The organism is Streptomyces sp. NPDC045695 (assembly GCF_056432025.1).
In genome coordinates, this window is record NZ_JBWKJU010000026.1 from 1 (window position 1) to 23,107 (window position 23,107).

Consider the following 23,107-nt stretch of genomic DNA (forward strand, 5'->3'; position numbering starts at 1 on the left):
TCCGACTCTATCAGACTCTTTCGTGTCCGATTTCCTCGGTGCTTTCCAGGTTCCCGCTTTCGCGTTTCCCTTTCCGGCGGTCCCGACTCTATCAGTGAATTTCCCGCTCCCTGACCACTCGCCGTATTCCCAAAAAGGGCGCACGAAAAGGAGGCTGGAATCAAGATCGCTACTGAAGAGGAGGGGTCCCGTCCATACGGCGTTCGCGAAAAGTTCACACGACCGTCCCGGCGGGAGTCACGACAGTACAGGCGCCGTGGTGCCCAGGCAAATCGATTCAGGCGTATGGTCTAGTCCACCGGTCTAGTCCACTAGTCTCCGTGCCAAGGGACCAGCCCGGATCATCACCAACTTCGGGCGAACCCGAACATCTAGTGACTTATCCTTCTCAAGAGTACGCCGTTCGCAACAGGCAGTGACGGCGACACGATGAGCCCCACCCCTGGGAGGCCCCCATGACCAGCGTCACGTCCCCACTCGCCGGGCGCGCCATCGGACTCGCGGCAGTGCCCGATCCGGTGTTCTCCGGCGCCATGGTGGGACCGGGCACCGCTATCGATCCTGTACGGGAGCCCTCGGAGGCGGTGTCCCCCGTCGACGGTGTGGTCGTCTCTCTGCACCCGCACGCGTACGTAGTCGTCGACGGCGAGGGCCACGGTGTCCTCACGCACCTCGGCATCGACACGGTTCAGCTCAACGGCGAGGGCTTCGAGCTGCTCGTCGCCAAGGGCGACACCGTCACCCGCGGCCAGGCCGTCATCCGCTGGAACCCGGCCGCGGTCGAGGCCGCCGGCAAGTCGGCGATCTGCCCCGTCGTGGCGCTTGAGGCGACGGCGGACTCGCTCTCCGACGTCGTCGAGTCCGGCGACGTGAAGGCTGGCGACGTCCTGTTCAGCTGGCAGTGACGCTTCCGCCCGCAGGGGCGGGTCGGACATCCACCGCGGCGGCTCGGGCCACCGCTCAATCGGAGACGGGTGAAATGGAGACAACGCTGCGAGGCGTCGGCGTGAGCCACGGTGTGGCGATCGGCGAGGTGCGGCACATGGGCACGGCTGTTCTCGAGCCGCCGGCCAAGCAGATCACCGCGGACGAGGCGGAGCGCGAGCAGGGGCGCGCCCGTCAGGCCGTGAGTGCTGTGGCGGCCGACCTGATCGCGCGTGGCCAGCTGGCCGGTGGCGAGGCCCAGCACGTGCTCGAGGCTCAGGCGATGATCGCTGAGGACCCCGAGCTGATCGCGGACGTCGACCGGCGGATCGCCGTCGGCAGCACCGCCGAGCGCGGTGTGTACGACGCGTTCGCCGCCTACCGCGATCTGCTCGCGGGGGCCGGGGAGTACATGGCCGGCCGCGTGGCCGACCTGGACGACGTGCGCAACCGGATCGTGGCGCGGCTCCTCGGCGTGCCGATGCCGGGTGTGCCCGACAGTGACGAGCCGTACGTACTGATCGCGCGGGACCTGGCTCCCGCCGACACGGCTCTGCTCGACCCGACGCTCGTCCTCGGTTTCGTGACCGAGGAGGGTGGGCCGACCAGTCACAGCGCGATCCTCGCGCGGGCGCTGGGCGTGCCGGCGATCGTGGCTCTGCCCGGTGCGTGTGAGATCGCCGAGGGCACCGTGATCGCCGTGGACGGCAGCACGGGTGATCTGTTCGTCGACCCGTCGGCGCAGAAGCGGGCCGAGCTGGAGGCCGCGGCCGCCGAGCGCAGGGCGGCGCTCGCCGCCTCGTCCGGCCCGGGTGCGACGTCCGACGGCCACAAGGTGCCGCTGCTGGCCAACGTGGGCGGGCCCGCGGACGTGCCGGCGGCCGTCGAGGCCGGGGCGGAGGGTGTGGGTCTGTTCCGCACCGAGTTCCTGTTCCTGGACGACAGCAAGAAGGCGCCGTCGGAGGAGAAGCAGATCGAGTCGTACCGCAAGGTGCTCGAGGCCTTCCCCGAGGGGCGTGTGGTCGTGCGCGTGCTGGACGCCGGCGCGGACAAGCCGCTGGACTTCCTGACGCCGGGCGACGAGCCGAACCCGGCGCTGGGTGTGCGTGGGCTGCGTTCGCTCCTGGACCACCCCGACGTGCTGCGTACGCAGCTCACCGCGCTGGCCAAGGCGGCGGAGGGCCTGCCGGTCTACCTTGAGGTCATGGCGCCGATGGTGGCCGACCGTATCGATGCCAGGGCCTTTGCGGACGCCTGCCGCGAGGCGGGGCTGCGGGCCAAGTTCGGCGCGATGGTGGAGATCCCCTCCGCCGCGCTGCGCGCACGCTCGATCCTGCAGGAGGTCGAGTTCCTGTCGCTGGGTACGAACGACCTGGCCCAGTACGCCTTCGCCGCCGACCGGCAGGTCGGTGCCGTCTCCCGGCTCCAGGACCCGTGGCAGCCGGCGCTGCTCGACCTCATCGCGATGTCGGCCGAGGCCGCCAGGGCCGAGGGCAAGAGCTGCGGTGTCTGTGGCGAGGCTGCTTCCGACCCGCTGCTGGCCTGTGTGCTGACGGGTCTGGGTGTCACCTCCCTGTCGATGGGCGCCGCTTCCATTCCGTACGTGCGGGCGACGCTCGCCAAGCACACGCTGGCCCAGTGCGAGCGTGCCGCGGCGGCGGCTCGCGCCGCGGACACCGCCGAGGAGGCCCGCGTGGCCGCCCAGGCGGTGCTGTCCGGGGAGTAGCCGGACGGGTGTGGGGTGGATCGAGGGGCCTTCGCCGGTGGCGGGGGCCCCTCGGCCGTCCGGTCTCGCTGCTAGGTCGTCTCTTCCGGATCTTGCCGGGCCCGCGCCGCCCGACAAGATCCGAAAGAGACGACCTAGTGGTGGGGTCCGGGGTCGTCGACCTCGTAGCCGGGGCAGTATTCGACGCCCGGTTCGGGGGCGACGGGGTCTCCGGTGTCGGCGTCCGTGCAGTAGGCGTTGAAGACGGCCGCGGCCGACAGGGGGGTCAGGCGGCCACGGTCCAGGCGCCAGCCGTGGACCCGGTCCCGGTGGTCCTCGGTGGTGGTGCGTGCCACCAGTCCCCCGGCGCCGCCGAGGGCGAGTCCCGCGGCGAGGACCGTCACGAAGTCGAGGCCGTCCCGGCCCTCGATCACGGGCCGCGGCGGCGGATCGTCGGCCTCGTCCGTGAAGGGCACCGTGGCGTGGAGGACGGCGACGAGCTGCTCCGCCTCGGTCGGTACGCTGCAGACGAAGTGGTGCTGGCCGGGTCCGGCGCCGGCCACGAGGCGTTTGAGCGCCTCGGAGGCGCGGTCGAAGGACGCCTGGCCGATGTCCTCGCCGCAGTCCGCGCAGGCGCCGACCCCCGCGAGGAGGGTGGTGGCGTACTCCCAGGTGGCCTGGCGCACCGCTTCGTCGACGAGGAGCGGGACCAGTTCGTCGATGGGCTGGCCGGTGTAGGGCAGTACGGCGCCGCTGCCGGAGAGTTCGGCCGTGAAGCGGGTGCGTGTCTGAGCGCTGTCGGGGTCGAGGTCGTGGTCGGCGCAGAAGTCGGCGTACTCCTCGGGGTCGAAGAGGGCGACGGTGGTGTGGATGCCCTGGGCCGCGAGGGACCTGAGCAGGGCGTCGACGTGGCGCAGGTAGTCGCTGTAGTCGTCGCGGTGGTCGAAGGTGAAACTGCGGTAGCCGCGCATGGCCGCGAAGTCCCCGGCGTCGGCCAGGAGGCCGACGGTGCTGGGGACCTCGCGGCGCAGGGTGCGGCGCTTGGCGGTGGTGCGGGTCCTGTCGGTACCGGTGTCGTCCTTGCGTGGCATGGCTCCCCCTGAGTCTGCGATCACTTGCTCACTCAGAGTAACCACGGCCACTGACAGTGGCCTCAGCCGCGCGTGCGGGCCAGCTCCTCGTAGAAGTGGAGGAGGTCGAGGTTGTCCACGGAGCCCGGGTTGACCGCCTTGGACAGGGGCGTGCCCTGGAGGAGGCGCTTGACCGGGACCTCGATGCGCTTGCCGGTGAGCGTGTGCGGGATGCCGGGGACCTCGATGATCTCGTCGGGGACATGGCGGGGGGAGAGTTCCTCGCGGATCGTCGCCTTGATGCGGGCACGCAGGTCGTCGTCGAGGGTGGCCCCCGGGGCGAGGTGGACGAAGAGCGGCATCCAGTAGCCGCCGTTCGGCTCCTCCAGGCCGATGACCAGGGACTCCTTGATCTCGGGGAGTCGTTCGACGGCCTCGTAGATGTCGGCGGAGCCCATCCGGACGCCCTGGCGGTTGAGCGTGGAGTCGGAGCGGCCGTGGATGATCACCGAGCCGTGGTCGGTGAGGGTGATCCAGTCCCCGTGGCGCCAGACGCCGGGGAACATCTCGAAGTAGCTGTCGCGGTAGCGGCTGCCGTCGGGGTCGTTCCAGAAGTGGATCGGCATGGAGGGCATGGGGTTGGTGACGACGAGCTCGCCCACCTCGCCGGTGACCGGCTTGCCCGAGGGGTCCCACGCCTGGAGGTCGGTGCCGAGGCAGGCGGCCTGCAGTTCGCCGATGTGCACCGGGAGGGTGGGGACGGCGCCCGCGAAGCAGCTGCAGACGTCGGTGCCGCCGCTGACGGAGGCGATCCACAGGTCCTCGGCCACCTCGTCGTGCAGCCAGCGGAAGCCGTCGGGCGGGAGCGGGGAGCCGGTGGTCGCCACGCACCTGACGGCGGACAGGTCGAAGTCCCGGGACGGATGCACCTCGGCCTTGCGGCAGGCCATGACGTACGCGGCGGAGGTGCCGTAGAGGGTCGCCTCGGTGCGCTCGGCGATGCGCCACTGGGCGCCGGTGTCCGGGTAGCCGGGGCTGCCGTCGTACAGGACGACCGTGGTGCCGGTGAGCAGGCCGGAGACGAGGAAGTTCCACATCATCCAGCCGGTGGAGGTGTACCAGAAGAACCGGTCCTCGGGACCGAGGTCGCAGTGCAGGCCGAGCTGCTTGAGGTGTTCGAGGAGGATTCCGCCCTGGGACTGGACGATGGCCTTGGGCAGGCCGGTCGTGCCGGAGGAGTAGAGGACCCACAGGGGGTGCTCGAAGGGGACCGCCTCGAAGACGGGCTCGGTGTCCGCGGAGGTCAGGTCCGACCAGGTGAGCGCGCCCGCGGGGGCCGGCGTACCGAGGAGCGGGATGTGGACCACCGCGCGCAGGGACGGGAGCTCGGCACGGAGCTCGGCGACGGTGTCGCGGCGGTCGTGTTCCTTGCCGCCGTAGCGGTAGCCGTCCACGGTGAACAGGACGACGGGCTCGACCTGCTGGAATCGGTCCAGGACGCTGCGGGCGCCGAAGTCGGGTGCGCAGGAGGTCCAGACGGCGCCGACGGCCGCGGTGGCGAGGAGCGCGACGGCGGCCTCGGGGATGTTGGGGAGGTAGCCGCTGATCCGGTCGCCGGGGCGTACGCCGAGGGCGCGCAGTTCGGCGGCGAGCGACCCGACCTGGCGGCGGAGCTCGGCCCAGGTCACGGGGGTGACGTCGTGGGTCTCGTCCACGTGCAGCAGGGCGGGCTCGGCGGCGCGGGCCGGGTCCTCGGCGGCGCGCAGGGCGTGCTCGGCGTAGTTGAGGGTGGCTCCGGCGAACCAGCGCGCACCGGGCATGGACCGGTCGGCGAGCACGGAGGTGTACGGGGTCGTGAAGCGGACGTCGAACCACTCGGCGACGGCCTGCCAGAAGGTGTCGAGCTCGTCGACGGACCAGCGGTGCAGGGCGGGGTAGCCGCCCTCGGCGGGGGCTCCGAAGCGCTCGGCGGCCCACGCCTGGAAGGCGGTGATCCGGGCCGCGGCGATCCGGTCGGGGCCCGGCGCCCAGAGGGGTTCCGGCTGCGTGGCTGAGGTCATGGGTCGGCTCCCGGTCAAGTCTGCGGCTCGCGCGTCGTGTGCGTACGGTGCCACCGCGCGGGGGGTGTGGGCGCGGCGGCTCACAGGGACGATGCCATGTGATCGAGATCCGCACCAGGGTCGCCATCACCGCTCGCCGGGTCGGTGGCATGGGGGCCGCCACCAGTCGCCGGGCGGTCGCCTGTGGGTGAACGACAGTTGAACGCGGCACCCTCGGCCGGGGCCCGGTGGCAGGGTGCTCTCCATGAACGGTCGTGATCTGGTGCGTGCGGTGAAGGACATCGGTACGGCGCGCGGTCGGCGCGCCTGGCTCTCGGCCTGGCGCCACCGGCGCGCGGACGCGGTGGGGCTCCCGCGCCGGGGCGCGGAGCGGGCGCGTGTCCCGGGGCTGCTGACCGGTACGCAGCCGCTGCCGGGCGGGGGCGTGCTGCGGTTCGCGCGCGCGGAGCTGGTGGTACGGGTGATGGCGGGCGGCGCGGTGTTCTGGGGCTGGGACGGGGCCGGGCCCGTGCCCTCGTACGCGGTGGTGGGGAGGGGGCCGGAGCCCGATCCGCGGGCCGTGCTGGAGCCGGACACCGAAGGCGGCTGGCGGGTGGTGTCGGAGCGGGTGACGGTGGCGGTGTCCCGCAACGGGGCGGTGGAGGTGCGCACCCCGGGCGGGACGGTGCTGCGGCGGGAGTCCCCGCCCCGGTGGTGGGAACCGGTGGATCCGCGGATGGGCGGGGCCCGGTGGTCGGTGCGCAGCGAGGTGCCGGCGGACGGGCGGTTCTTCGGGCTGGGCGGGCGGGCCGCGGGACCGCGGCTGCGCGACGGGGCGTACCGGCTGTGGAACACGGACCCCAAGGGGGGCTTCGGACCGGGTGTGGACCCGCTGTACCTGACGATGCCGGTGCAGCTGGTGGTGGCGGACGCGGGGACGCACCTGGCCTTCCACGACAACTCCTGGGACGGCCTGGTCCTGCTGCGCGAGGGCGAGGAGGGGGCGGGGTCGGGGCCGGACCGTCCCGGGGCGAGCGAGATGCGGATGGAGGGCGGACCGCTGCGCTGCTGGGTGCTCGTGGGGACGCCGGCGCGGGTGCTGCAGGGCTGGGCGGGGCTGACGGGTGCGGCGGCGGTGCCGCCGGAGTGGGCGCTGGGCTACCAGCACGCGCGCTGGGGGTTCGGGAGCGCGGACGAGGTGCGGCGGGTGGTCGCGGCGTACGCGGCGCGCGGGTTCTCGCTGTCGGCCGTCCATCTGGACATCGACCACTACGACGGGCACCGCGCCTTCACGGTGGACGAGGAGAAGTTCCCCGACCTGCCGCTGCTGGCCCGTGAGTTGGGGGAGGCGGGGGTGCGGCTCGTCTCGATCGTGGACCCGGCGGTGAAGGCCGGCGACGCGGTGCACGCGTCGGGGCGCGCGGTGGGGGCGGGCGGTGCGTTCGTACGGGACGCGGCGGGCCGGGAGGTGCGCGGTGAGGTCTGGCCCGGCGAGTGCGTGTACCCGGACTTCACGGATCCGGGGGTGCGGGAGTGGTGGGGCGGGCTGTACGGGGAACGGCTCGCTCGGGGCTTCGCCGGTTTCTGGCACGACATGAACGAGCCGGTGTCCTTCAAGCCGTTCGGGGACGCCACGCTGCCGCGGTCGGCGCGGCACGTGCTGGAGGGGGCCGGCGGGGACCATCGCGAGGGCCACAACGTGTACGCGCTGGGGATGGCCCGGGCGGGCTGGGAGGGGCTGGTGCGGCTGCGGCCCGACGAGCGGCCGTTCCTGTTCTCCCGGTCGGGGTGGGCGGGCATGCAGCGGTACGGGGGCACGTGGTCGGGCGACGTGGAGACCAGTTGGGAGGGGCTGCGGGCCTCGCTGGCGCTGGTGTTGGGGCTGGGCCTGTGCGGGGTGCCGTACTCGGGGCCGGACGTCGGGGGGTTCGGCGGGTCGCCGTCGCCGGAGTTGTACGTGCGGTGGCTGCAGCTGGGCGCGTACCTGCCGTTGTTCCGCACGCATTCGGCGATCTGGGCGGGGCGGCGGGAGCCGTGGGAGTTCGGGCCGGAGGCGGAGGAGCAGGCGCGGGCGGTGCTGGCGGAGCGGGAGCGGCTGCGGCCGTACTTCGTGACGCTGGCCCATCTGGCGCGGCGCACGGGGGCCCCTTACGTGCGGCCGCTGTGGTGGGGGGCGCCGGAGGAGCGGGGGCTGCGGGACTGCGAGGACGCGTTCCTGCTGGGCGATGCGCTGCTGGTCGCGCCGGTGCTGGAGGGCGGGGCGGACCGGCGGGCGGTGCGGCTGCCGCGGGGCCGGTGGTACGACACGGCTACGGGGGCGGCCCACGAGGGGCCGGGGCAGATCCTGCTGGACGCCCCGCAGGGGCGGATCCCGGTGCTGGCGCGGGCGGGCTCGGTGCTCGCGGTACGGGGCGCCTGCGGCGACGGGGTGGAGCTGGAGGTGTGGGCGCCGGCGCGGGGGCGTACGGGTGGCGGGGTGGTGATCCGCGACCCGGGTCCGGGGTTCGAGGCGGGCGTGGTCGAGCGGTACACCGTGCGGTGGGTGGGGGACGCGGTGGTGGTGGAGGACGAGGCGGGGGATGTGGTGCGGGGGGTGCGGGTCCGGGGGGTTTAGCCGCGGCTTGGCCGGGCCGCGGGTTCGGGACCGGGGCTCCGCCCCGACCCCCGCGCCTCAAACGCCGGCGGGGTTGATATGGGGGCTTGGGTGGTCCGCTGGTGCCGCTTCGTGACCGGGGCTCTGCCCCGGACCCCGCTCCTCAAACGCCGGAGGGGCTGGAAGTGCCGGAGGGGCTGTAAGCGCCTGTGAACCAGGACGTTGCTGCCTGGGTGTGGAGGGGGAAGGCCAGTTCCGTTGGGGTGCGGAGGATGTGCCAGCCGGTGGTTTCGTCCGTCGGGTGGGGCGGGGGGAGGGTGGCGGCGGGGCGGGGAGGGAGGAGGCCGAAGAGCAGGAGGTGGCCCGCCGGGGAGCTCAGGGCGTCGGCCAGGGTGACGTCACGGGCCTCGGCGGTGATGCCGGTCTCCTCGCGGAGCTCGCGGACGACCGCCTCGCGCCAGTCCTCGCCGAAGTCGATGAAGCCGCCGGGCAGGGCGACGCCGCCGAGGGCCGGTTCGATGGTGCGGGTGATGACGACCAGGCCGGTGCCGTCCGCGTCCTCGACGGGAAGGAGGGCGACGGCCACCGGGAGCGGGTTGCGGTAGGCGGTCGCGCCGCAGGAGGTGCAGGTGCGGGGCCAGGTGGTCGTACCGTACGGGGCTCCGCAGGTGGAGCAGTGCGCGTCCTTCAGCTGTGCCGGCATCCCGCGATGGTATGCCAAGGCGTATGGGGATGAAGGTTGTTGTGGGAGTGCTCGCGGTGCTGGCCGGCGGGGCGGCGCCGCCCGGGTTCGTGGCGCTGCGCGAGGTGGATCCCAGTGTCCGGCAGGACATGCGGTACGCCGGTGCGCGGAATTTCACCGGCGGGGTCGTGGACGGCTACGAGGAGCCGGTGTGCCTGCTCGCCCGGCCCGCCGCCGAGGCGTTGCGGCGGGCCCAGCGACGGCTGCTCCGGCAGGGGTACTCGCTGCGGGTGTACGACTGCTACCGGCCGCAGCGGGCGGTCGACCGGTTCGTGCGGTGGGCCCGGGGCGAGGACGGCCCCGACGACCGGGAGGCGAAGGCCGAGTTCTATCCGCACGTGGAGCGGAGCCGGCTGATCCCGGACGGGTACATCGCCGCGAAGTCCGGGCACAGCCGTGGGAGCACGCTCGATGTGACCTTGCAGGATCTCTCGGGGCGCGAAGTCGACATGGGGACGCGGTTCGATTTCTTCGATCCGCTGTCGCACACCGATGATCCGCGGGTCACGGGCGCCGCCCGCGCCAACCGGCAGCTGCTCAAGGGGGTTCTGGCCGAGGAGGGCTTCGGGAACCTCCCCGAGGAGTGGTGGCACTTCACGTACGAGCCGGAGGCGTACCCGGACACGTATTTCGACTTCCCGGTCGCTGTCGCCGCCGTCCGGCCGTGAGTACCGTGCCCGCATGACGTTCAGCTCATATGAGGAATTCTGGCCGTATTACGTCGCGATGCACTCGCGCGCCGCCACGCGCTGGATCCATCTCGCGGGCACCCTCACCGGTCTGGCCCTGACCGGTTACGGGCTGGCGCGCGGCCGCAGGCGGTACCTCGCCGCCCTTCCCCTGGTCGGGTACGGGACGGCCTGGCCCGCGCACTTCCTCATCGAGGGGAACAACCCGGCCACCTTCGGCCATCCGGCGTGGTCCCTGCGCGGGGACGCGCAGATGATCCGGATGATGCTGGCCGGGCGGGACGCGGAGTTGGGCGAGATCGCGCGGAAGTGGCTCGCCCAGAACGGGTGACCGGGCCGTCCGCCCGTGACAGACTTCTGACGGTCCGTCAGTTCTCTGGCATGGGAGGGGTCTTGGCACGCACACGTACACCCGTGGTGAGCGGGTGGTTCACCGAGGACGCGTCGGGGGGCGGCTTCCGGCTGCTCGGAACGCGGTGCTCGGCCTGCACCGCGGTGTTCTTCCCGCGCGAGGACGCGTACTGCCGCAATCCGCACTGCCCGGGCGACGGCGAGCTCGCCGAGGTGCCGTTGTCCCCGCGGGGCCGGGTCTGGTCCTACACCGACGGGCGCTACCGGCCGCCGGCGCCGTACGTGTCGGACCCGGACGCGCCCTGGGAGCCGTACACGCTGGTCGCCGTGGAACTGGAGGCCGAGAGGATGGTCGTACTCGGGCAGGCGGCGCCCGGGGTGGGCGTCGCCGATCTCGCGGTCGGGATGGAGGTCGAGGTGGTGGGCGGCGTGCTGAACGAGGACGCCGACGTCGCGACGACCTGGACCACCTGGCAGTTCAAGCCGGCGGGAGGGGCCCGGTGAGCGCCGACATCGCCGTCCTCGGGGCCGCCATGCACCCGTGGGGCAAATGGGGCCGCAGCTTCGTCACGTACGGGAGGGCCGCGGCGCGGGCGGCGCTCGCCGACGCCGGGCTGGACTGGACGGACGTGCAGTCGATCGTCGGCGCGGACACCGTGCGCTCCGGATATCCGGGCTACGTGGCCGGCGCCACCTTCGCCCGGGCGCTCGGCTGGCAGGGCGCCCGGGTGACCAGCGTGTACGCGGCCTGCGCGTCCGGGGCCCAGGCGATCGGGGCGGCCCGGGCGCAGATCCTCGCGGGTCTGGCCGACGCGGTCCTCGTGGTCGGCGCGGACGCCGCCCCCAAAGGGTTCTTCGCACCGGCGGGAGGCGACCGGCCGGACGACCCGGACTGGCTGCGCTTCCGGGTGCTGGGCGCGACGAACCCGGCCTACTTCGCCCTCTACGCGCGCCGCCGGATGGCCGTGTACGGGGACACCCCGGAGGACTTCGCACAGGTCAAGGTGAAGAACGCGGCGGCAGGAGTGCTCAACCCCCTGGCCCGCTACCGGCGCCGCGTCACCGCCGAGGAGGTCGCGGCCTCGGCGGTCGTCGCCGATCCGCTCCGGCTGCTCGACATCTGCGCGACCTCCGACGGGGGCGCGGCGCTGGTGCTCACCAGCATGGACTTCGCGCGGGCGCGGGGGGTGGCCGATCCGGTGCGCATCCGGGCCGTGTCGACGGTGACGCCCACCTATCCGCGGACCGTGCTGGACCTGCCGGACATCGCCACCGACTCGGCGGTGGCCGTGGCGCCGGCGGCCGGATCGTTCCGGTCCTCGATCGCGCGCGCCGCGTACGAGGAGGCGGGGATCGGTCCGGAGGACCTCTCCCTCGCCGAGGTGTACGACCTGTCGACCGCTCTGGAGCTGGAGTGGTACGAGGACCTCGGGCTGTGCGCGCCGGGTGAGGGGGCCAAGCTCCTGCGCGAGGGGGCCACCGCCCTCGGCGGCCGGGTCCCGGTCAACACCAGCGGCGGGCTGGCCTCCTTCGGGGAGGCGGTGCCGGCGCAGGCCCTCGCGCAGGTGTGCGAGCTGACCTGGCAGTTGCGCGGGGTGGCCGGGGACCGGCAGGTGCCGGGGGCCCGGGTCGGCGTCACCGCCAACCAGGGGCTGTTCGGGCACGGGTCGGCCGTCGTCGCCGTGCGCTGAACAGCTCGTGCTGTCCGAACGCTTGACGGCCCACGACGGCAGGTTCACACTCGCTCCACGGTCCCGCGCCGCGACCGGGACTCCGAGCCCCCCAAGAGAGCTGCGGCCCGTACCCCAGTCGGCGGGGGTACGGGCCGCCTCCATGTCCGGCCTCCGCCGTCAGGCTGCGCGTCGGGCCTCCGCTGTAGCCCCCGCCGTCAGGCCTCCGCCGTCAGGCCCAGGCGCCGTTCGCGGGCCAGGGACATCGCGTGCTCCACGACCCCCACCAGCACGTCCTTCACGGATTCCCGGTCCCGCGCGTCGCACAGCAGGACCGGCACCCCGGGATCGAGGTCGAGTGCCGCCCGTACAGTCACCACGGGGTGGCGGTCCGCGCCGTCGAAGCAGTTGACCGCGACCACGAAGGGGATCCCCCGCCGCTCGAAGTAGTCGACGGCCGCGAAGCAGTCGGCGAGGCGGCGGGTGTCCGCGAGGACCACGGCGCCGAGCGAACCCTGGGCCAGCTCGTCCCACAGGAACCAGAAGCGGTCCTGCCCGGGGGTGCCGAACAGGTACAGCACCAGATCCTCGCGGAGCGTGATGCGCCCGAAGTCCATGGCCACGGTCGTGGTGCTCTTGCCCTCCACTCCCCCGGTGTCGTCGATGCCGACGCCCGGCTCGGAGAGCGGTTCCTCCGTCCGCAGCGGTCTGATCTCGCTCACCGCACTCACCAGGGTGGTCTTGCCCACCCCGAAGCCGCCCGCGACCAGGATCTTCAAGGTCAGCGGTTCGACCGGCGACACCGCGTGCAGGGCACCGGTGCGGCTATAGCGCCCGAAGGCCATCGATCACCTCACGCAGAATGGATTCGTCGGGCAGTTCGGCCGGTGGCACCGGCCGGGTCACATGGACCAGTTCCTCATCGACCAGGTCGCCGATCAGGACGCGTACGACCCCGACCGCGAGGTCGAGGTCGGCCGCGAGTTCGGCGACCGACTGCGGCCGGTCCCGGCACAGCCCGAGGATCTGGGCGTGTTCCGGGGACAGGGTCAGGTCCCAGACCGGATCGTCGGCCGCCGCTTCCGCGACGACGAGCGCGATCAGGTCGAGTCGGTGCTGTCCCGCGTGGCTGGTCCGGCCGCGGGTCATCGCGTACGGGCGGACGACGGGACCCGCTTCGTCGTCGAACCAGTGCGCGTGGTCAGGAGTGGGGGCGGACGGATCGGCTGGGATGCCGTCGGGATGGCCCTGGCCTGGGTCGTTCATGCCGTCCGACTCACCCTCCGGCGGGCAGCCCGGTCCGCGGGGCGGTCGCCAGGTGGTCGCCCACTCGCTTGACCATCAGCGTCATCTCGTACGCGACCTGCCCGACGTCGGAGTCGGAGTCGGCCAGTACGGCGAGGCAGCTCCCGTCGCCCGCGGCCATGACGAAGAGGAAGGCCTCGTCGAGCTCGACCACGGTCTGGCGGACGCGGCCGGAGTCGAAGTGGCGGCCGACTCCCTTGGCCAGGCTGTGGAAGCCCGACGACACCGCCGCCAGGTGCTCGCTGTCCTCACGGGTCAGGTCCTTGGAGCTGCCGGTGGGCAGGCCGTCGCCGGAGAGGACCACCGCCTTGCGGATGGAGCCGACCCGGTCGACGAGCTCGTCGAGGAGCCAGTTGAGCGGGCCGGAGCCGCGGCCCCTGCTGTCGTTGCCGGTCTGCGGTGCGGTCATCGACCGTCCCCCTCGTTCTCGGATCCGGGACCGCCGGCGGCGGATGTGCCTGCCTCGGTCCCGGACTGCTGTGCGTGCTGGTTGCGCCCCGCCGTCCAGCCACGCTGGAGTGCGGACATGCGCGTGCGTACGTCTTCCGCGTCGCGGTCGGACGCCTGGTCGGCGGCGGCCTCGGCGGGTGCGGGCGACGGGGTCTTCTTGAGCTGGGGCGCCAGGCTGGCCTGCCGGACCCGGCGGGGCAGCCCCCCGGGGCCGGCTGCGGGGTCCGTGTCCCCGGACCCGGCCGCGGAGGCGGAGTCGGGAGCGGGCGGCGGTACCACCGAGACCGGGCGGGGCTCCACCCGGCGGCCGTGTTCGGCGACCAGGGTCGGGGTGGGGCGGCGGCGGGGCAGCGGGACGGTTCCCGGGGAACGGGGGCCGTCGGGGCGCAGGGTTTCCAGTCGCTGCGCCTCCAGCCGCTGGGCATCCAGCCGGACCGGGCCGGTGGGGGCCAGCGGGTCGCGGCCGCGGTCGCCCGTACGGGCGCCGCCGCGCTCCGCCGCGTGCCGGTCGGTGTGCGGCCGGTCCGCCGGGCGCAGGCCCAGCAGGGCGCTGCGCGGGATGCCGTTCGGCGGGGTCTCGTCGTCGAGCGTGGCCATGGCCGGGCGGCCCGCGCCGGTGCGGCCGTTGATGCCGGTGGCGGGATCGCCGAGGATCGCGGGGTCGTCCAGGCCGTCCAGCGCGTCCACGGCGCCGGCGAGCGGGGCCTCCAGCTCGACGGGGCCGCGCAGTTCGGCGACGGGCAGCGGGCGGCCGGCCGGGGCGCGCTCCACGGCGGCGGGCGAGTGCCGCCGGTGCGGCGCCTTGCCGGCCTGGGCGGGGCGTGGGCCCCGGGCGAGCCGGGCGGGCTCGGAGCCGTGAGCGCCGTGGCCGCCGTGAGCGCCGTCCAGCCGCACGCCCGTGCCGTTGGTGTCGGGGGCGTCGGTCAGCAGGGCCACCGGGAGGAAGACCACCGCGGTGGTGCCGCCGTACGGGCTGTGCTGGAGGGCGACCTTGACGCCGTGGCGCCGCGCGAGGCGGCTGACGACGAACAGTCCGAGGCGGTCGGTGTCGGAGAGCTCGAACTCGGGGTTCTCCGCGAGCCGCAGGTTCGCGTCGAGCAGCGCCTCGGGGGTCATGCCGAGGCCGCGGTCGTGGATCTCCAGGGTGAAGCCGTTGGCCACCCGCTCGCCGTGCACCTGGACCGCCGTGTGCGGCGGCGAGAACACGGTGGCGTTCTCCAGGAGTTCGGCGATCAGGTGGGTGATGTCGGCGACGGCGGGGCCGACGATGCCGAGGCGGGCCAGCCGGCGCACCTCGATGCGTTCGTAGTCCTCGACCTCGGCGACGGCGGCCCGTACGACGTCCATCAGCTGGACGGGCTTGCGCCACTGGCGGGAGGGTGCCGCGCCGGAGAGGATCACCAGGCCTTCGGCGTGGCGGCGCATACGGGTGGTCATGTGGTCGAGGCGGAAGAGGTCGGCCAGCTCCTCGGTGTCCTCGGTACGGCGTTCCATGGTGTCGAGGAGGGTCAACTGCCGGTGCAGCAGCACCTGGTTGCGGCGGGCGAGGTTGACGAACACCTCGGAGACGCCGCGCCGCAGGTCGGCCTGTTTGACGGCGGCCTCGACGGCTGCGCGCTGGAGGGTGTTGAGGGCCTGGCCGACCTGGCCGACCTCGTCCTTCTCGTACTCCAGGTGGGGCGCCTCGGTCTCCACGTCCACGTGCTCGCCGGCGGCGAGGCGGCGCATCACGCCGGGCAGCCGGACGCCGGAGACCTCATGGGCCTCCTTGCGCAGCCGGGACAGGTCGCGGACCAGGCCGCGGCCGATGCGCACGGACAGGACCACGGAGACCACCAGGGCGATGAAGCCGAGGACGCCGGCGACGGCGGCCTGGATCATGACGTCCGTGGCGACCGGCTCGATGCGCTCCTGATAGCGGTCGCCGGCCTCGGTGTTCATGGCCGCGAGGTCTTCGAGGACCTTGACGGCGGCCTCGTCCCACTGGGCGGCGGTGACACTGCGCGGCTTGTTGACCGCGCCGCCCGCGATGAACCGCTCCTCGGCGTCGCGCAGGGGCTTGCTCTCGGGATCCTTCCAGTACTGCTCGAAGCGCTGGCGGTCGTCGGCGGGAAGGGTCACGAGGTTGAACTCGTAGAGCAGCGTGCGGTTGGCGGCGAAGTCGGAGACGCGGCGGACGTCGGGCGCGGTGACGTTGCGCGCCGCGAGGGCCGAGGCGACGACGGCGTCTTCCCGCGAGAGCAGTTCGCGGGCGCGGCTGATGCCGACGAGCGCGCGGCCCTCCTTGTCGACCTCCACGTTGTCCAGGCCGTGGAGGTTCATCAGGAAGTCGTAGCAGGGGTCGACGAGGCGGTTGTAGAGGTCCAGGGCCTGACCGGGGTCGAGGGCGTTCTGGTCGACCGACTGGCGCATGGCGCCGATGCCGTGGAAGGCGGCGACGATCGAGCGCAGGCGCCGCACGCTCTGCGCGCTCATCTCGTCGAGGACCTTGGGGTCGCGGGCGCTCTCGCTGATCTCCTGGAGGGCCCGGTCGGTTTCGGTGCGCCGCTTGGCCAGGTCGGCGGTGGCGGTGGCGGCCCGGGGGTCGCCGAGGACGACGAGGGTCTGGCGCCGCTCCTTCTGGATGACGCGGACGACGTCCTCGACGGGGTAGCCGACCTTGTCGATGATGTAGGCGACGTCGAAGAGCTGGATCGCCTCGCGACCGGTGATGACGGTGGCGAAGCCCCAGAGCGCGGTGAGGGAGACGAGCGGCACAAGGAGCAACGCCACGATCTTCCGGCGGATGGACTTCCCGCGAAAGCGCATGGCCTCCCCAGCCTCCCCCAGGTCAACCCCGTTACCGGGGGTCGGTGTTCCGTCATTTAAACGGCGTGAGCCTACTACTGCCGTGGGAAAGGTTCGAAGGCGTGTCCGGACGTTTTCGGCCGGACACTTGAACGAAGATCACGAGTTGTCCGTTACTTCCGGTCAAGAGCGGACCGATATGTGACTGATGACACTTGATGAGGCATCAGTTCCCGCATCCTGATGGATGGCTGGAATTATTCGTTCCGCGATCATCGGGGCCGCGGGGGCATTTCCCGGCTCGGGAATCTCTCGACGGCGCCGGACGTCTGTCTGTGTGACGGGACCGCCTGTGTGACGGGACTGTCTGTTCGACGGGACTGTCTGTTCGACGGGGCGCGTCTGGGTAGACGTGAAGGGTAGGCATGGCGGACCGCGCGGTGGGGAGTGAGCGGACCATGAGCACGTACGAGAACGGCGGCGCCGGTGGTTCCCGGCGGGGACTGTGGGTGGAGGAGCCCGCGCGGCGGCGCCGCATGCCCGATCCGGTGCGGACGGCCGCGGTCCGGGCGGTGTTGATCGTGTCCGTCACGCTGATCCAGGCGACGGTCGGTTTCTTCCTGACCCTGACCGGCTCCTGGCTGGCCTTTCCGATGGTGCTCGGCGCGGTCGCGGGGACGATCGTGGCCACGTGGGGCGTGCTGGACGTGTGGATCACCCGGCAGACGTGGAACCAGCGGTACGGGGTCCTGTCCGAGCCGAGCAGCACGGCGCGCGCCCGCCACCGGGAGGCCCGCCGGGCCGCCCGGTCCACCCGGTCCACCCGGTCCACCCGGTCCGCCCGGGCCGGGCGCGAGCCCGGCCCGGGCCGAATATCCCGGGAGGACGGCCCCCTGGCGGCCTTCGGCCGCCGGTGACGGCCCCCGTCAGGACGCGGGAGCGGGAGCCGCGGCGGTAGCGCTGCGGCGGAACATGCGGGTGGCCGTGATCTCGCCGTGGATGGTCTCCTCCTGCGGGGACTGCTGCGGCAGCCCCGGGCGCAGGTGTTCCTCCACGCTGATGTACTTCAGTCCGGCGCGCAGGTCCGCGTCGTTGCGCAGGCGGATCACCAGCGGGAACTCGGCGAGGGCCGTCGTGTCGAACAGGCCGGTCGTGTAGAGCAGCTGGACGCCGAGCGCGTCGGAGACGGCCCGCTGGAGCTCCAGCAGGTAGGTGGCGTTCGCGCGGCCGATCGGATTGTCCAGGAACAGCGTGCCCGCGTGCCGGTGCTTGTCGCGGCCGCGGTCGTTGCTGCGCAGCGCCGCCATCGTGCAGTACAGCGCGATCGCGGCGGTCAGCAGCTGTCCGCCGGAGAACACGTCGCCCATCTGTCCCACCGGCACCCGCTCGGCGCGCAGCACGGCGTCCGGCTTGAGGATCTCCACGGAGATGCCCTTGGGTTCGAGCGCCGCCTGGACGCCCCTGAGCAGCAGCGACATGCCGTCGCGGCGGCCTTCGCCGAATGAGGCGCTGCTGTTCTTCTTCAGGGCGGTGCGGGTGGCCTCGTCGATGACCTCGCCGAGCCGCTCGGTGAGGGTCGCCTGGTCGGGCTCCTCGAAGCGGATCCGCAGGAACTCCTGGCCCGACCACTCCCCCAGGCCTTCCGGCAGCTGGGAGAGCCGCTGCGCGGAGCGGAGCGTGGCCAGGGCCGACTCGACGAGGCCGCGCAGCCGATCGACGATGCTGTCGCGGTTGCGCTCCAGCTGGGCGAGCTCGTCGGTGAGGACGCGCAGCCGGGGGGCGAAGGCCGTGGCCCAGGCCGCCGCGTGCTCGGGCAGCGCGGAGGCGGGCAGTTCGCGGATCTGCTGGCGCGCGGGGGTGCGTACCTGCTCGTACCGGCTCGCGTTGGCGTGCCGCACCAGGGTGTCGCTGGCCTCGCGCACCGCGGCCTCGGCGGCCGAGAGGTCGGCCGCGCAGGCGCGCAGGGAGCGGCGGGCCTCGGTGGCCGACTGGCGGGCCTCCTCCAGGGTGCCCGGGTGGGCCACCGGCTCCTGGTCGTCGTCGGCGTGGGCGTGGTCGCGCAGCAGGTCCCGGAGCAGGGCCGCGGTCTCCTCGAAGCCGCCCGCCCCGTCCTCGGCGGTGCGGTGGGCGCGCAGCAGGTCCGCGTGGGCGGCCCGGGCGCTCTCCACGGCCGCGGTGTGGGCGGCGAGCTGGGCGGTGGCCGTACGCAGCAGGGCCTGCGCGTGGTCCACGTCCTCGGGGACCATTTCCACGGGCAGCTCGGTGTGCGCCTCCCCCTCGGCGGGGGCGTGCCGTTCGGCCTCGCCGCGCAGCCGACCGAGCTGCTCGCTCGCGGTGGACGCGCGGGTCTCCAGCATCTGTACGAGGGACTCGGCGCGGGCGGCCGCGGCCTGCCGGGAGGGGCCGTCGGCGCCGTCGGTGCCTTCCAGGAGCTGTGCGGCGCGGGTGCGGACCTTGTTGGTCAGGCGGTCGAGCTCGGCGAGCGCGGCGCTCTCGTCGCTCTCGGCGCGGGCCTGTTCGGCGCGCAGGTCGGCGCCGACGCCGACCTTCTCGTAGAGCTGCGACGCCGCGCGGTAGGCCTCGCGGAGGTCGGGCAAGGGCACGCGCGGGCCCCGCCCGTCGCCTTCGGGCAGCTGATCGGGGGCCCCGGCGACCTCGGCGCGTTCGGCGCGCAGGGCGCGGGCCGTGCGGCGGGCGTCGTCGGCGGCGCGCTGGGCGGCGCGCCGGTCCTCGTCGGCGGCGCGGGCCCGGTCCAGGCACGCCTCGGCGCGGGCCTCGGACTCGGCGGCCTCGTCGGCCAGTTCGCGCAGCCGGGCCTGCCAGCCGGCGCGCTCGCGCAGGCGGAAGGCGAGGCCGGCGAGGGCGTCGGCGACCCGGCGGGCACGCTGGGCGGTGTCCTGGCGCTCCTCGCGGACGCGGGCGGCGTCGGCGGCGGCCTCGTCGGCCTCGGCGCGCACGGTACGGGCCTGCGCGAGCTCGGCGTCGGCCTCCTCGGCGAACGTACGGGCCGCCGAGGCCTGCTGGGCGAGTTCGGCGAGGCGGCCGGGCGGGCAGCCGGTGCGCCAGGAGGCGAGGCGGGCGGCGAGCTCGCGGTCACCCGCGAGGCGGGCGGCCAGGCCCCGGATCTCGGCGTCGCGGGCGCTCGCGCGGCTGCGCAGGGCCTGGCGCTCCTCGTCGGCGGCGTGCTCGTCGTGCATGGCCGGGTTCGGCGGTACGAGGAACACCGCGTCGTCGTCGGTCTGAGGGACGGGGGCCAGCAGGGCGGCGGCCGTGCCGACGGCGACGGTGGAGCGGGGCAGCAGGGCGGCGGCGCCGAGCACCTCGCGGGCCCGGCTGTGGGTGTCGGGGTCGGTGATGACGACGCCGTCGACGAGTTCGGGGCGGGCGGCGAGGACGGCGGCGTGGTCGGCGGGGTCCACGGACTGGGCGAGGTAGCGCCAGCCGGGCAGGGCGGGGATGCCGTGTTCGCCGAGGTACTCGACGGTGGCGAGGACGTCGGGGCCGGGCGGCAGCAGGCCGCCGTCGCCGAGCGCGCCCAGGATGCGGGCGTCGTCGGCGGCCGCGGTGCGCAGCTCGAACAGCTGCCGTTCGGCCGCGGCGACTCCGTCGGTCAGCAGCTGGTGGAGGTCCTCCGCGTTGCGGTCGAGGTCCTCGGCCGTGAGCCGTCCGCGGGTGGCGGGAAGTCCTGCCTGCGGGTCCGCGCCCGGCGCGGTCCGGCCGCCGGGGGCCCCGGCGCGGGGGCCGGGGATCCGGGCGTCCGGAGCCTCCGGGGCGTCCGGCAGGCCCAGGAGCGCGGCGAGGCGGGGGGATTCGGCGAGGGAGGCGGCGGCCCGGTGTTCCGCCTCGTGGGCGGCCTCGGCCGCGTCCGCGGCGTCGGCCGCGCGGGCGGCGGTCAGTTCGGCGCGGGATTCAGCGGCGGCGGCCTCGCGGGCGGCTTCGGCGGCGGCGCGGGCGGCTTCGCGGGACTCGTCCCAGGCGGCCACGGCGGTCTTCTCCGCGTCGGTGGCGGCGAGGGCGGCGCGGGCCGGGTCGGCATCGGGCGCGGAGTCGTCGAGCCAGCCGGCGCGGACGGCCTCGGCGGTCTCCTGCTGGACCTCGGCGAGGCGCGAGCGCAGGTGTTCGGCCTCGCTGCGGGCCCGCTGGGCGGCCGTCGCGGCGGCGGTCGCGTCCCGGTGGGCGGCCTCGCCGGAGGCCTGGAGGGCGGCGGAGCGCTCCTCCTCCTCGTTGGCGAGCCGCTCGCCGTGTTCGGCGGCGGTGTGCAGGGCCCGTACGAGCTCACCCGCGGCGGTGGCGCGCGCGGCCAGCGCCGGGGCGGCGTCCCGCTCGGCCTCCAGGATCGCGGCGGCGACGCGGGAGGAGCGGTCGGCGGCGGCGCGGTGGCGCAGCACGATCTCGGCGGCCTGCCACGCGGAGTGCAGGGTGCGGGCTTCGAGCAGTTCCCGGCGCTGCGCGGCGGCGGCCTTGTCCGCGACGGCCAGGGCCAGCGAGGCGTGCCGGTAGGCGAGTTCGGCGGAGACGGCGGCGCTACGGGCCCGCGCGGACTCGGCGGCGGTGACCTCGTGGGCGGCGGCGGTGACCCGCTGGGCGAGGTCGGCGGCGCGGCCGCGGTCCTCGGTGGCGCGGGCGGACAGCCGACGGGCGAGGGTGCGGGTACGGCGTTCCGCGCCCGCGTGGACGTCGCGCAGCCGCGAACGGGTCGCGGCGGCCTCGACGATGCGGGTGAGGAGGTCCACCGAGCCGGCGGTGAAGTCCCGTTCCGCCATGAGCTCGGCGCGGCGGCCGAGCTTGTTGCCGAAGCCGTGGACGAGGTCGGCGAGGCCGTCGGTGTCACGGGTGTCGGTGACGGCGCGCAGCAGGAGGTCGGTGAAGTCGGAGTCCTTCTTCACCGCGAAGAGCCCGGCGGCCTCGCCCTCGTCGGCGTTCATCTCGCGCTGGTAGCGGAAGAGTTCGGGGTCGAGGCCGAGCTCGGTGAGGTGCTCGTTCCACCGGTCGTGGATCTCCTCGAAGTAGACCTCCAGGTGCGGGTACGCCTTGCCGGCCTCGGTGAGGGCGTCGCGGAAGCCCTTCATCGTGCGGCGGCGGCCCCGGGCGCCGGAGGCGCCTTCGACGGGCGGGCGCACGGCGGTGGCCTCGGCCACGGGCAGGCTGTCGAGGCTCAGGCCCGGGCCGGGGCGGAAGGAGTACCAGGCCTCGGCGAACTTGCGCGGGTCGTTGGACACCTGGCGGCCGCGCCATTCGCTGACCTTGCCGACGACCACGCACTCGCCGGTCTGGGTGTGCTGCCACTCCAGCGCGACGTGGCCGCAGTCGTCGGCGAGCAGGAACTTGCGCAGCACGCCGGAGCTGGCGCCGCCCAGCGTGTTGCGGTGGCCCGGGAGCATCACCGAGAAGATCAGCTTGAGCAGGACGGACTTGCCGCCGCCGTTCTCCAGGAAGAGCACGCCCGCGGGCGCGGGGCGGCGCGGCGGGCCGGTGGGCTCGTCCTCGAAGAAATCCGCCTGGGCCGGCGCCGGATGGGGCACCGGCTCGCCGACTCCGCGCAGGTCGAGCACGGTGTCGGCGTAGCGCGCACCGGCGGGCCCGATGGAGTAGAGGCGGATCCGGGACAGCTCGTACATGGCGGCGGACTCTCGTGGGGTCTGGGAGCGGACGTGACGACGTGCGGAGGGGCGGGTGGCTCAGGCGTGGAACGGCAGACCCGCGTCGGCGGCCAGGTCCAGGTCGTCGCCCTCGGGCGGCGGCAGAAGGGTGGCGGAGCCGTCGCTGACGGGGACCACGCCGAGTTCCAGGAGCTCGGCCATGGCCGAGCTGCCCGCCATGTCGCGGACCTGGAGCTGGTAGCGGGGGGTGGTGCGGTAGGTGCCCCCGGCCTCGTCGCCGGTGCGCTGGAGGAAACCGGAGTCGGTGAGGAAGGCGGCGGCCTTGCCCACGATGCCTGTGGTGGATCCGGCGAGGCGGCGGGCGTCCTTGGTGGCCCCGGTCGCGCTGCGGCGGGCGTAGACGCGCCAGGCCGCTTCCAGGCCCGGGGTGTCGGAGGCCGGGTCGGTGTTCTCGCCGAGCTCTTCGGCGCGCTCCTCCAGGCGGCGGCAGGTCTGCCGGACGAAGGAGTCGACGCCGTTGACGGTGACGCGGCCGATGTAGCCGTCGTCGGCGAGGTCCTCGGGGCGCGGGAAGGCCAGGGCGGCGACGGCGAGGTGGGCCAGGCCGTGCAGGAACCGGTCGGCGGAGTCGGCGGCCGTGCGGCGGGCGTAGTCGCCCATCCGGACGGCGAAGACGGAGTCCTCGCCGGCGGCGACGGCCATGCCGGCCCGCGGGGACACCTCCAGGACGACGAGGCCGAGGCCGGTGGCGACGGCGTCGGCGAGGCGGCCGAAGGCGGGCTCCTCGCGGTAGCGGCGCAGCAGCTCGGCGTACTCGGCGTCGCGGGCGGGGAGCAGCTTGGGCTGGAGCCCGAAGGCGACGAGCCGGGCCGCGTCGGCGGCGTCCGCGGGGGTCACCGGGGCGGCGCCCTGGGCCGGTGCGGCCGTGACCGGCTGCACGGGCTCGCTCCACGCGGTGGGCTCGGCGTGGTGGTCGCTCACGGGTACGTCTCCTCGGCGGTGCGGGTGGTGCGGGCGGTGCGGATGGTGCGGGCCGGATTCAGCCTCGCCGGCGTTTGAGGCGCGGGTCCGGGCAGAGCCCGGTGCCCGGCGGAGCCGGGTTTCGGGGGGGGGGGGGGGGGGGGGGGGAAGCAAAACACCCCCGAATGACCGTGCTGGGTCCGGTGGTCGCCCCCCCCCCCC

General features: G+C 74.0%; 17 protein-coding genes. 8 read left to right on the forward strand and 9 right to left on the reverse strand.

Annotation, left to right across the window (positions count from 1 at the left end):
• Positions 1 to 455 precede the first annotated feature (455 nt).
• Positions 456 to 905: a PTS sugar transporter subunit IIA gene (locus AC07DU_RS30220; protein WP_479114881.1), complete on the forward strand. Its 450-nt coding sequence runs from the start codon at positions 456 to 458 to the stop codon at positions 903 to 905.
• A gap of 74 nt (positions 906 to 979) precedes the next feature.
• A complete protein-coding gene (gene ptsP / locus AC07DU_RS30225) occupies positions 980 to 2,650 on the forward strand; it encodes a phosphoenolpyruvate--protein phosphotransferase (RefSeq protein WP_360900916.1) in 1,671 nt (556 codons plus the stop codon).
• 134 nt (positions 2,651 to 2,784) lie between these two features.
• On the opposite strand, the gene AC07DU_RS30230 is transcribed toward ptsP, so the two are convergent.
• Together AC07DU_RS30230 and AC07DU_RS30235 are read right to left on the reverse strand one after the other, a co-directional pair.
• Entirely contained in the window at positions 2,785 to 3,720 is a 936-nt protein-coding gene (locus AC07DU_RS30230) for a hypothetical protein (RefSeq protein ID WP_479114883.1), read from the reverse strand.
• A 62-nt stretch (positions 3,721 to 3,782) separates the two neighbouring features.
• Positions 3,783 to 5,759 carry an acetoacetate--CoA ligase gene (locus AC07DU_RS30235; protein WP_479114885.1) on the reverse strand — a complete coding sequence of 659 codons (1,977 nt, stop codon included), beginning with the start codon at positions 5,757 to 5,759 and terminating at the stop codon, positions 3,783 to 3,785.
• A 244-nt stretch (positions 5,760 to 6,003) separates the two neighbouring features.
• Between AC07DU_RS30235 and AC07DU_RS30240 the strand changes: the two genes are divergently transcribed.
• Complete coding sequence (locus AC07DU_RS30240) at positions 6,004 to 8,352, forward strand: glycoside hydrolase family 31 protein (protein WP_479114887.1); 2,349 nt, start codon at positions 6,004 to 6,006, stop codon at positions 8,350 to 8,352.
• Positions 8,353 to 8,494: 142 nt separating this feature from the next.
• Here AC07DU_RS30240 and AC07DU_RS30245 read toward each other — a convergent pair whose 3' ends face one another.
• A complete protein-coding gene (locus AC07DU_RS30245) occupies positions 8,495 to 9,034 on the reverse strand; it encodes an NUDIX domain-containing protein (protein WP_360900928.1) in 540 nt (179 codons plus the stop codon).
• Between the two features lie 23 nt (positions 9,035 to 9,057).
• Between AC07DU_RS30245 and AC07DU_RS30250 the strand changes: the two genes are divergently transcribed.
• The 4 genes from AC07DU_RS30250 (at position 9,058) to AC07DU_RS30265 (ending at position 11,804) form a co-directional block, all read left to right on the forward strand.
• Positions 9,058 to 9,741 (forward strand): M15 family metallopeptidase, encoded by a 684-nt coding sequence (locus AC07DU_RS30250; RefSeq protein ID WP_479114890.1) that lies wholly within the window; start codon positions 9,058 to 9,060, stop codon positions 9,739 to 9,741.
• A gap of 13 nt (positions 9,742 to 9,754) precedes the next feature.
• Positions 9,755 to 10,093, forward strand: coding sequence for an Mpo1-like protein (locus AC07DU_RS30255; protein WP_479114892.1), 339 nt, complete (start codon positions 9,755 to 9,757; stop codon positions 10,091 to 10,093).
• A 62-nt stretch (positions 10,094 to 10,155) separates the two neighbouring features.
• On the forward strand, positions 10,156 to 10,617 hold the full coding sequence (locus AC07DU_RS30260) for a Zn-ribbon domain-containing OB-fold protein (RefSeq protein WP_479114894.1): 462 nt from the start codon (positions 10,156 to 10,158) through the stop codon (positions 10,615 to 10,617).
• The gene (locus tag AC07DU_RS30265) at positions 10,614 to 11,804 is read left to right on the forward strand and encodes a lipid-transfer protein (protein WP_479039234.1); all 1,191 of its coding nucleotides are present in this window, start codon (positions 10,614 to 10,616) and stop codon (positions 11,802 to 11,804) included. The genes AC07DU_RS30260 and AC07DU_RS30265 overlap by 4 nt, the downstream gene beginning before the upstream one ends.
• Positions 11,805 to 12,001: 197 nt before the next feature.
• On the opposite strand, the gene AC07DU_RS30270 is transcribed toward AC07DU_RS30265, so the two are convergent.
• The 4 genes from AC07DU_RS30270 to AC07DU_RS30285 are packed head-to-tail and all read right to left on the reverse strand — an operon-like array spanning position 12,002 to position 16,346.
• Positions 12,002 to 12,628, reverse strand: a complete 627-nt coding sequence (locus tag AC07DU_RS30270) for a GTP-binding protein (protein ID WP_360900943.1) — start codon at positions 12,626 to 12,628, stop codon at positions 12,002 to 12,004.
• Positions 12,609 to 13,049 carry a DUF742 domain-containing protein gene (locus AC07DU_RS30275; RefSeq protein WP_453374532.1) on the reverse strand — a complete coding sequence of 147 codons (441 nt, stop codon included), beginning with the start codon at positions 13,047 to 13,049 and terminating at the stop codon, positions 12,609 to 12,611. The genes AC07DU_RS30270 and AC07DU_RS30275 overlap by 20 nt, the downstream gene beginning before the upstream one ends.
• Before the next feature lie 10 nt (positions 13,050 to 13,059).
• Complete coding sequence (locus tag AC07DU_RS30280; RefSeq protein ID WP_360900949.1) at positions 13,060 to 13,497, reverse strand: roadblock/LC7 domain-containing protein; 438 nt, start codon at positions 13,495 to 13,497, stop codon at positions 13,060 to 13,062.
• Complete coding sequence (locus tag AC07DU_RS30285) at positions 13,494 to 16,346, reverse strand: sensor histidine kinase (protein WP_479114896.1); 2,853 nt, start codon at positions 16,344 to 16,346, stop codon at positions 13,494 to 13,496. Before AC07DU_RS30285 ends, AC07DU_RS30280 begins: the two co-directional genes overlap by 4 nt.
• A 437-nt stretch (positions 16,347 to 16,783) precedes the next feature.
• Between AC07DU_RS30285 and AC07DU_RS30290 the strand changes: the two genes are divergently transcribed.
• Positions 16,784 to 17,242, forward strand: coding sequence for a hypothetical protein (locus AC07DU_RS30290; RefSeq protein WP_479114898.1), 459 nt, complete (start codon positions 16,784 to 16,786; stop codon positions 17,240 to 17,242).
• Positions 17,243 to 17,251: 9 nt separating this feature from the next.
• Here AC07DU_RS30290 and AC07DU_RS30295 read toward each other — a convergent pair whose 3' ends face one another.
• On the reverse strand, positions 17,252 to 21,943 hold the full coding sequence (locus AC07DU_RS30295; RefSeq protein WP_479114900.1) for a hypothetical protein: 4,692 nt from the start codon (positions 21,941 to 21,943) through the stop codon (positions 17,252 to 17,254).
• A 60-nt stretch (positions 21,944 to 22,003) separates the two neighbouring features.
• Positions 22,004 to 22,906 (reverse strand): hypothetical protein, encoded by a 903-nt coding sequence (locus tag AC07DU_RS30300; RefSeq protein ID WP_479031264.1) that lies wholly within the window; start codon positions 22,904 to 22,906, stop codon positions 22,004 to 22,006.
• Positions 22,907 to 23,107 lie beyond the last annotated feature (201 nt).

Coding starts and splice junctions, on each gene's coding strand:
- AC07DU_RS30295 (WP_479114900.1), bottom strand. CDS start 21,943: ATGTACGAGCTGTCCCGGATCCGCCTCTACTCCATCGGGCCCGCCGGT.
- AC07DU_RS30255 (WP_479114892.1), top strand. CDS start 9,755: ATGACGTTCAGCTCATATGAGGAATTCTGGCCGTATTACGTCGCGATG.
- AC07DU_RS30270 (WP_360900943.1), bottom strand. CDS start 12,628: ATGGCCTTCGGGCGCTATAGCCGCACCGGTGCCCTGCACGCGGTGTCG.
- AC07DU_RS30245 (WP_360900928.1), bottom strand. CDS start 9,034: ATGCCGGCACAGCTGAAGGACGCGCACTGCTCCACCTGCGGAGCCCCG.
- AC07DU_RS30290 (WP_479114898.1), top strand. CDS start 16,784: ATGAGCACGTACGAGAACGGCGGCGCCGGTGGTTCCCGGCGGGGACTG.
- AC07DU_RS30220 (WP_479114881.1), top strand. CDS start 456: ATGACCAGCGTCACGTCCCCACTCGCCGGGCGCGCCATCGGACTCGCG.
- AC07DU_RS30250 (WP_479114890.1), top strand. CDS start 9,058: ATGGGGATGAAGGTTGTTGTGGGAGTGCTCGCGGTGCTGGCCGGCGGG.
- AC07DU_RS30280 (WP_360900949.1), bottom strand. CDS start 13,497: ATGACCGCACCGCAGACCGGCAACGACAGCAGGGGCCGCGGCTCCGGC.
- ptsP (WP_360900916.1), top strand. CDS start 980: ATGGAGACAACGCTGCGAGGCGTCGGCGTGAGCCACGGTGTGGCGATC.
- AC07DU_RS30285 (WP_479114896.1), bottom strand. CDS start 16,346: ATGCGCTTTCGCGGGAAGTCCATCCGCCGGAAGATCGTGGCGTTGCTC.
- AC07DU_RS30275 (WP_453374532.1), bottom strand. CDS start 13,049: ATGAACGACCCAGGCCAGGGCCATCCCGACGGCATCCCAGCCGATCCG.
- AC07DU_RS30235 (WP_479114885.1), bottom strand. CDS start 5,759: ATGACCTCAGCCACGCAGCCGGAACCCCTCTGGGCGCCGGGCCCCGAC.
- AC07DU_RS30230 (WP_479114883.1), bottom strand. CDS start 3,720: ATGCCACGCAAGGACGACACCGGTACCGACAGGACCCGCACCACCGCC.
- AC07DU_RS30240 (WP_479114887.1), top strand. CDS start 6,004: ATGAACGGTCGTGATCTGGTGCGTGCGGTGAAGGACATCGGTACGGCG.